At 63.5% G+C, this 411-nt stretch carries 1 protein-coding gene; it reads right to left on the minus strand.

Features of this window, described 5'->3' with window-relative positions; all coding sequences use genetic code 11:
- The coding region (locus DW49_RS0124275) for an IS91 family transposase (protein ID WP_024421490.1) at positions 1-411 on the minus strand (411 nt) is incomplete at both ends.

Genomic DNA, 411 nt, shown 5'->3' on the forward strand with positions numbered 1-411 from the left:
CCAGCAGGTAATCGCGCACCAGCCACATCCAGCGCCGCCGCAGGGCCTCTTTGTGGAACGACAGATTTTTCCAGACGCCCTGCTCATCCAGGCCGCCCGCGGTCACCGACAGGTGGACGTGGGGATGCCAGTTGAGCCGCCGGCCATAGGTGTGCAGCGCACCGAAAATCCCGACGCGCAAACCGCGCCGCTTGGCGGTGTAGATCAGGTTATCGGCCGCCAGCCGAAACAGCGCATCGAGCAGCCAGCGGTTGTAGAAGAACAGGGACCACAGCGTGTCGGGCAGCGTGAACACCAGATGCTGCCAGGGGCAGTCGGGCAGACGGTTGTTTTGCACGGCGATCCACTGGTCGGTGGCCTTTTTGCCGCAGGAAGGACAGGCCCGGCAATGGCAGGTGTTGCACAGGTATT

The organism is Pseudomonas avellanae BPIC 631 (assembly GCF_000444135.1).
Taxonomy (GTDB): domain Bacteria; phylum Pseudomonadota; class Gammaproteobacteria; order Pseudomonadales; family Pseudomonadaceae; genus Aquipseudomonas; species Aquipseudomonas avellanae.